8 protein-coding genes are annotated in these 6,125 nt (G+C 63.3%); 1 reads left to right on the top strand and 7 read right to left on the bottom strand.

Going from position 1 to position 6,125, the window contains the following annotated elements:
• The 3 genes from CP49_RS06630 to CP49_RS06620 form a co-directional block, all read right to left on the bottom strand.
• The coding region (locus CP49_RS06630; RefSeq protein ID WP_245310531.1) for a xanthine dehydrogenase family protein molybdopterin-binding subunit at positions 1-1,718 on the bottom strand (1,718 nt) is incomplete at its 3' end.
• A 39-nt stretch (positions 1,719-1,757) separates the two neighbouring features.
• The gene (locus tag CP49_RS06625; RefSeq protein WP_057849485.1) at positions 1,758-2,219 is read right to left on the bottom strand and encodes a (2Fe-2S)-binding protein; all 462 of its coding nucleotides are present in this window, start codon (positions 2,217-2,219) and stop codon (positions 1,758-1,760) included.
• Between the two features lie 742 nt (positions 2,220-2,961).
• The gene (locus tag CP49_RS06620; RefSeq protein ID WP_057849484.1) at positions 2,962-3,441 is read right to left on the bottom strand and encodes a hypothetical protein; all 480 of its coding nucleotides are present in this window, start codon (positions 3,439-3,441) and stop codon (positions 2,962-2,964) included.
• Positions 3,442-4,027: 586 nt separating this feature from the next.
• Here CP49_RS06620 and CP49_RS06615 point away from each other — a divergent pair.
• Positions 4,028-4,666 (top strand): class I SAM-dependent methyltransferase, encoded by a 639-nt coding sequence (locus CP49_RS06615; RefSeq protein WP_057849483.1) that lies wholly within the window; start codon positions 4,028-4,030, stop codon positions 4,664-4,666.
• 146 nt (positions 4,667-4,812) lie between these two features.
• Here CP49_RS06615 and CP49_RS48875 read toward each other — a convergent pair whose 3' ends face one another.
• The 4 genes from CP49_RS48875 to mce are packed head-to-tail and all read right to left on the bottom strand — an operon-like array spanning position 4,813 to position 6,119.
• Complete coding sequence (locus CP49_RS48875) at positions 4,813-4,968, bottom strand: hypothetical protein (RefSeq protein WP_338060332.1); 156 nt, start codon at positions 4,966-4,968, stop codon at positions 4,813-4,815.
• A 4-nt stretch (positions 4,969-4,972) separates the two neighbouring features.
• The gene (locus tag CP49_RS06610; RefSeq protein ID WP_338060331.1) at positions 4,973-5,410 is read right to left on the bottom strand and encodes a class I SAM-dependent methyltransferase; all 438 of its coding nucleotides are present in this window, start codon (positions 5,408-5,410) and stop codon (positions 4,973-4,975) included.
• A gap of 22 nt (positions 5,411-5,432) precedes the next feature.
• Positions 5,433-5,708 carry a DUF1467 family protein gene (locus CP49_RS06605; protein WP_057849482.1) on the bottom strand — a complete coding sequence of 92 codons (276 nt, stop codon included), beginning with the start codon at positions 5,706-5,708 and terminating at the stop codon, positions 5,433-5,435.
• A gap of 6 nt (positions 5,709-5,714) precedes the next feature.
• Positions 5,715-6,119 carry a methylmalonyl-CoA epimerase gene (gene mce / locus CP49_RS06600; protein ID WP_057849481.1) on the bottom strand — a complete coding sequence of 135 codons (405 nt, stop codon included), beginning with the start codon at positions 6,117-6,119 and terminating at the stop codon, positions 5,715-5,717.
• Between the last annotated feature and the right edge of the window lie 6 nt (positions 6,120-6,125).

The following is a 6,125-nucleotide window of genomic DNA, read 5'->3' as shown; positions in this document are numbered from 1 at the left end:
CCATTGACCGGGCCGGGCCCGGACCATTGCGCGAGCTCGGCCACGGCGCGCAGCACGCCAGCCTCGCGCGGCGCCTTGCCCATCATGGCGAGCCGGCCCGCCACCGGATCCTGCCCTGTCGCCTGCAGGAGTTCGTCGACGAAGCATTCGACCGCATATCCGGTGTGCGTATGGCCGACGGAGCGCCACCACAGGACCGGCACGCCGACATCCGTCGTGTGCAGATCGCAGCGGAAATCGGCGATATCGTAGGGAATTTCCTTCGCGCCCTCGACCGACGTGGCGTCGATGCCGCCCTTTGCCATCACGGCCTCGAAGGGCGAACCCTTCAAGATCGATTGGCTGACGACGGTGTCGGTCCAGGCGACGATCTTGCCATCACGGAGGCCGCCGCGCATGCGGTGCACGATGAGCGGACGGTAATAGCCGCCGCGGATGTCGTCCTCGCGCGTCCAGACGAGCTTCACCGGCCGGCCAAGGCCGATCGCCTTCGCCAGCTCGGCCAATTCCGCCGCCAGATGACTCGTTTGCTGCGCCCGGCGCCCGAAACTGCCGCCGGCGAGCATCGTTTCCAGCTCCACCTGCTCCGGCTTGAGCCCAAGCACCGTGGCGATCGTCTGGTGATCGAGCGTCTGCAACTGGCTGCCGAAGCGGGCGTGCGCGCGCTGTCCGTCCCAGCGCAGGAAGCCGTCGAGCGGCTCCATGGGGGCGTGCGCGAGATAGGGGAAAACGTATTCGGCCTCGATGATTCTCTCGGCGCGCGCGAGCGTCGTGATCGCGTCCCCGTGGGCACCGGCAATGCGGCCAGGCCGGCGCGCCAGCGCGCGGTATTCCTCGATGAGCTGGTCGCTGCTGCGCTTCTCGGCGGCCGACTCGTCCCAACTGATGCGCAATTGTTCGCGCCCCTTGATCGCCGGCCAGGTGCCGTTGGCGTAGACGGCCACGCCGGTCGGCACCTGCTTGACGTCGACCACGCCCTGGATCGCGCGTGCCGCGCTCGCATCGAAGGACGCGACCCGGGCGCCGAACCGCGGCGGGTGCGCCACGACGACGGTGAGCATTCCGGGTTCGCGCATGTCGATCGTGAACTGCGCCGTTCCGTTGGATTTCGCGGCACTGTCGAGCTTCCTGACCGAGCCGTCGTCGCGGCCGATCAACCGGAAGACGGATGGGTCCTTGAGCGGCGGGTCGGCCGGGGCCGGCTGGCGCGCGGCTGCCTCGGCGAACTGCCCAAAGCGGCCCTCGCGACCGGTCCCGGTATGGCGCAGCACGCCGCGCTCAACCGTGATCTCGCGCGCCGGCACGCCCCAGCTTTGCGCCGCGGCGGCGACCAGCATGGCGCGCGCAGTCGCGCCCGCCTTGCGCATCTGATCGTACGAATTGGCGATCGCGGTGGAGCCGCCCGTGCCCTGCACGCCGAAGGCCAAATTCTTGTAGAAGTCGGTGTTGGAGGGCGCGTGCTCGGCCCGCACCTTCGACCAGTCGGCGTCGAGCTCCTCGGCGACAAGGGTTGCGAGACCGGTGAAGGGACCTTGGCCGAACTCGATATGCTTGATCAGTACGGTCACCGTATCGTCCGCGCCGATGCGAATGAAGGCGTTGGGCGCGAAATCAGCGCCGCCGGCGGCGCGACGGAAGGCGTGCGCCGCGCCCGATTGCGCGCGCGCCTTCTCGGGCAGATAAAGGCCGATGACGAGGCCGGCGGCGCCCTTGAGCATCGCGCGGCGTGAAAGCGCAACGTCATGTGTCGTCATGGCTCAGCCCTCCAGCGCGCGGGCGGCGTCGTGGATCGCGGCGCGGATACGGACGTAGGTGGCGCAGCGGCAGACGTTGCCGTTCATCGCGAGATCGATGTCGCGGTCGCTCGGTTTCTTGACCTGCTTGAGGAGCGCGACGGCGCTCATCACCTGGCCTGACTGGCAGTAGCCGCATTGCGGCACGTCGCGCACGATCCAGGCTTGCTGTACTGCCTCGGCCTCCCGCCCGGAGACGCCCTCGATGGTGGTCACCTCGCGGGTGCCGAGCGCCGAGATCGGCAGGGTACAGGAGCGCATTGGCTTGCCATCCACGAACACGGTGCAGGCGCCGCATTGTGCGACACCACAGCCGAACTTCGTGCCGGCCAGGCCGAGCGCATCACGTAGGACCCAGAGGAGCGGCGCGTCATTATCGACATCGACGCTCTGCATGGTACCGTTGACTTTGATCGCGAGCGCCATTGCTGCCTCCCGGTTTGCTGAGCACTGATTGATGCAGACGGCGGCCTGTGCGCCGCCCCGCGGGCATCGAATAACTACGCTGCCTCCTGACCGGTTCCCGGGCTTCGAACACGATTCACCGGTGAGCGGCATGTCCGATGTGACCGCAGCTAGCGTTACGCGATGCCTCGGGCCACGATGACAATTAGGGGATGGCTCTGCCGCGACTAGTCCCTATAATCTGCAAGGACTTATAAGGTGGTGCAATAAATGCCGCGCGGCAGCTTCGACGACCTTCGCTACCTCATCGCCATCGCCCGGGAACAAAGCTTTACAACCCGCCGCACGTCTTTCGGTGACAGCCTCCTACCCGTGACATTGGGTTGCTGAACTTGTGCGAATGACGATGCCATCAAGAACACCGATGCGATTGTGGTGCGGAGAAATTTCACGTCGAACTCGATTCATGGGGTTTCTATCGCTCGCCTGTATTCCGTGGCGCAGGCGCGGCGGGGCGGAGCGATGAGCGCGAATTTCCCGATAGCTGCGGCGCGCAACCGGCTTCAACACGCAGGCTGTCAGACCCGACGTTGGTCCGTGCGCTTGTTATAGGCAGCGCCGAGCCATCCGATTAGGCAGCAGAATGCGCATGGAGCTATTAGAGCGGCTGATTAATCGTTTCGACGACATTCAGCCGCCGGTCCCTGTAACGAAGCTAGCTAGGGCGCGCTAGCACCGTCGTCGGTACCTGGGTGGCTCCGCTTTACTCCCCGGCTTTAGTTTCGGCCATGGCCGGAGCTGCGATCTTGTCCTTCATTTCTTCGCAAATCTTGCGGACCTCTGCCGTCACCAACGAACAGTTCTCAATTTGAAGGAAGACGCGTTTGGCCTCCGCACGGTAAAGCGCTGCGGTTTCCTTCAGTTCTTCAGTCACCGCGAGCGCCTCACGGCTCATGGCCTCGCATTGCCTGGCCTGCTCAATGAGCTCAACGCCCAGGGCCTCAATGTCTTTCGCTGCAGCTTCGTATTCGCGGACAACAGCTTCCGCCGACAGCTTGCCGATCTCCGTCGCCCCGTCGCTATGCTCTACATAGTCCGGCATCCCCAAATCCGGAGCGCGAACGGAAGGCGGCGCGAAATCGGTCGGCTGGGATTCGTGAATTGGCAGCTTGCGAAACTCTTCTTGAATCTCGCGTTCAAGATCGATCGCATCTAAAAGCGGTGGTTTTGCTGAACGCACCATGGCAGTGCTCCTTGAATGAAAATGTGAGCAGAGATCAAAATTCTCTGGAAATGCAGCTTAGACGGTTAGCTCTACCGTGGAGGCGAGCAACCGAATCCCTTGGGTAAGCTTGTTAGTTAACCTTGATGTCCGCGCTGGCGGTTAATTCTGGAACTACCAAAGATTGCTGTGAGCTTGAAGATATTGACCGGCGGTATGATCCTGTTGGCGACACCCATATTCAAAGCCTATGCGCGGCACCTGCGCGAGCGGATCGCCGATGGCGCCTCGCCATCCGTGTCCCGGACGCGGTGCAGCGCATAGCGCTGCGCCGCAGAGCCGGGACCCACGTCTCAGCATGGACTTCTTCCGGATCAGCAGTGCACCACGCCGCATTGCATCCGGGGACGCCTTCTCCCCCGCAAGCAAAGCGAGGTCACCTGAAGCGATCAGGCGAAACCGGGCTGCCAGTCGTTTACTCCGTTCCGGGAAATTCGAGCCGATATCGGCCTTTTTCTTGACCAGATCATAATCGCAAAACGCCGTCAGATTTTCGCAATCTTCTTGTCTGACGCATATAGTAGGCTTTGCCGAGAGGTGGACGCACATGAGCATCACAAGCGACGCCCGTTTCTGGGACAAATCTTCCCGCAGGTACGCCAAATCCCGCATCGCAGACCCGAGCGGATACGAGCGCACGCTCGAACGCACGCGCGCTTATCTGCAGCCCGGAGACAGTATGCTGGAACTGGGTTGCGGCACGGGAACGACGGCGCTGCGACTTGCGAATGGCGTGCGGAGCTACCTCGCGACCGATATTTCCGGCGGGATGATCGCGATCGCTGAAGAGAAGCTGGCGGTCGTGTCGATCCCGGCACTTTCCTTTCGCACCGCGACCGCCGAAGAACTGGTCCACGAGGAAAGCCGGTTCGATGCCGTTCTGGGCTTCAACTATCTGCATCTGGTGCGCAACGTGCCGGACACGCTGCGCAGCATCCACGTCCTGCTGAAGCCCGGGGGCCTGTTCATCTCGAAAACGCCTTGCCTGGGAGACATGAACCCGCTGATCCGGCTGCTCCTGCTGCCCGCGATGCGAGCCATCGGAATGGCGCCGCATGTCAGTTCCCTCGGCGCGTCCGCGCTGGAGCAACTGATCATCGACGCGGGTTTCGAGGTCCTTGTCAGGGAGAGCCACGCCAGCAAGGGCAAGGACCAACGCCCCTACATTGTGGCCCGCAAGCGATGATCTAAACGCTCAGATTAGCTCAGGTCTCGCCGGAGAACAGTCAGTTTCTGGCTCGGATAGATGAATCCGGCCTTTCTTCACCAGATCATAGCCACAAGCCGCGGCCGGCGGCCTGCGCCTCCACCATCCCGACTGGCCGCAGTGTCTCAAATGAGCTGCGCGAGCCAGATAGTGTGGCCGCCGCAGTCGGGGTCCTCAACGACATGCGACACCACGCGAAACCCGTTCCGATCGAGCAACGAACGATATTCGGCCGGGTCGAGGCTCGCATGATACAGCGGCTCGCCGCCAAAATTCCCCATCGCCTCACCATGCGCAGGGCATCAGTGCTGCGCTCGGTGCCGCGTGCGCGCGAAACACTGGAAACATCAGGCGCTGGTCGTCGTGGCAGAGGTGAAAGAAACTGTCCCACGCAAGGATGCCGGAGAACTGCTCTCGCAAGGCAAGTGAGCGCATATAGGCAACGATCCACTCCTGCTCGGGAAAATGCTTTCGGCAGACATCGATCATCGCCGGGGAGGAATCCACACCAACGACGGGGTGACCAAGCCCGATCAGATACGCGGCCATCGGCTCTGCGGATCCGCACCCGAGATCGAGGATCGGGCCTGCAGGCGGCAGCAGCGCACGGAAACGGTCGAGCCAGGGTTTTTCAAACAAGGTGGCGCGGGCGCGGCTCGTGATCCAGTCCCGCGCCTTGCGCTGATACAGATCGATAATCCCTGCGGCTTCTTCCGACGCCATCTCTCCCCCGCCGGATCAAATCTTAAAACGGCAGCCCCATCAGCTTCGACAGCCGCTCGATGTTCAGATAGCCTTGGTGATACGCCCACATGCCGATGCCGAAAATCACGCCTGAGATCAGCGTGGTCCAGAGCAGCTTGTAGCCCATCCGCGCCATGACCGGCGCCCCGGGATCGGTGCCGGGCGCGCCCTCGCCGTCCTCATGCTGGCTGCGGACGCCGAACGGCAGCGTCGTGAACAGCACGACCCACCAGAGCACGAAGTAGATCGCAAGCGCGGTGGAGACGCTATAGGCCATCAGGGTTCAAGCCTGTTCGATTTCGACGAGCGCGCCGGAGAAATCCTTCGGATGGAAAAACAGCACCGGCTTGCCGTGGGCGCCGATCTTCGGCACGCCGTCGCCGAGCACGCGCGCGCCCTCGCTGATCAGCTTGTCGCGCGCGGCGATAATGTCGGGCACGTCGTAGCAGATGTGGTGGATACCGCCGTCGGCGTTGCGCTCGACGAATTTGGCGATCGGCGAGGCCTCGCCGAGCGGCTGGATGAATTCGATCTTGGTATTGGGCAGCGTCACGAACACGGTGATAACGCCGTGCTCCGGCAACGGCACCGCGCCGGAGATTTCGGCGCCGAACGCGCCGCCGTAGATCTTGGCGGCCTTCTCCGCATCCTTGACCGCGATCGCGACATGATTGAGCCGGCCCAGCATGACTCC

The organism is Bradyrhizobium valentinum (genome assembly GCF_001440405.1).
Classification (GTDB): domain Bacteria; phylum Pseudomonadota; class Alphaproteobacteria; order Rhizobiales; family Xanthobacteraceae; genus Bradyrhizobium; species Bradyrhizobium valentinum.
This window is presented reverse-complemented; position numbering and strand designations above follow the sequence as displayed.

Excerpts from the sequence above, each read along its gene's own strand:
- CP49_RS06625 (WP_057849485.1), bottom strand. The coding sequence starts at position 2,219 with ATGGCGCTCGCGATCAAAGTCAACGGTACCATGCAGAGCGTCGATGTC.
- CP49_RS06620 (WP_057849484.1), bottom strand. The coding sequence starts at position 3,441 with ATGGTGCGTTCAGCAAAACCACCGCTTTTAGATGCGATCGATCTTGAA.
- CP49_RS06615 (WP_057849483.1), top strand. The coding sequence starts at position 4,028 with ATGAGCATCACAAGCGACGCCCGTTTCTGGGACAAATCTTCCCGCAGG.
- CP49_RS48875 (WP_338060332.1), bottom strand. The coding sequence starts at position 4,968 with ATGGGGAATTTTGGCGGCGAGCCGCTGTATCATGCGAGCCTCGACCCG.
- CP49_RS06610 (WP_338060331.1), bottom strand. The coding sequence starts at position 5,410 with ATGGCGTCGGAAGAAGCCGCAGGGATTATCGATCTGTATCAGCGCAAG.
- CP49_RS06605 (WP_057849482.1), bottom strand. The coding sequence starts at position 5,708 with ATGGCCTATAGCGTCTCCACCGCGCTTGCGATCTACTTCGTGCTCTGG.
- mce (WP_057849481.1), bottom strand. The coding sequence starts at position 6,119 with ATGCTGGGCCGGCTCAATCATGTCGCGATCGCGGTCAAGGATGCGGAG.